Genomic DNA, 450 nt, shown 5'->3' with positions numbered 1-450 from the left:
TGTACGCGTCGCCTTTGTTATAGAACGACTGGTTGCACTTTGAATCCTATCAGAGGCTAATCCCATTTTCGTAGCAAATTGCGTTGCTTTTTGTAAATTACTTTGAAATTGTCCCATTCTTTCAAATCCTTTCTATACGTTTTCCAAATGTATTAAAGAAATCTCATTATATATCCTTATCAATATCACTCGCTGGGCATGCAATCAAATGAGCCATACACTATAAGCTGTATGGCTCATTGAAAATGCTTGTTATATAGAGCATGACAATTTTTATTTCAAACCGAAATTACGTGATAATTCTTCATCATGAGAAGCAACAGCCTCTGCAGTTTTATTAAGTTGCATATTAATTTCTTGCAATAGCTGTGCAAAGTTTTGTACTTTTGGCTTTAATTCATTGAACTGTTGGTCAAAACCTTCAAAAGCACGACCTTCCCATTCTCCTCT

At 35.1% G+C, this 450-nt stretch carries 1 protein-coding gene and 1 pseudogene; both read right to left on the bottom strand.

The window, feature by feature from the left end; translation table 11 throughout:
- Positions 1–117: pseudogene (locus JDS82_RS29045) on the bottom strand (TIGR04197 family type VII secretion effector); the annotation flags it as partial.
- Positions 118–273: 156 nt separating this feature from the next.
- Positions 274–450, bottom strand: a 177-nt coding sequence (locus tag JDS82_RS29040; RefSeq protein WP_142336721.1) for a WXG100 family type VII secretion target, incomplete at its 5' end; no start/stop codon positions are given.

This window comes from Bacillus cereus group sp. N14 (genome assembly GCF_016483555.1).
GTDB classification, from domain to species: Bacteria; Bacillota; Bacilli; order Bacillales; family Bacillaceae_G; genus Bacillus_A; species Bacillus_A wiedmannii.
The sequence above is the reverse complement of the archived record's forward strand: the minus strand, read 5'-3'. Positions and strand labels throughout refer to the sequence as shown.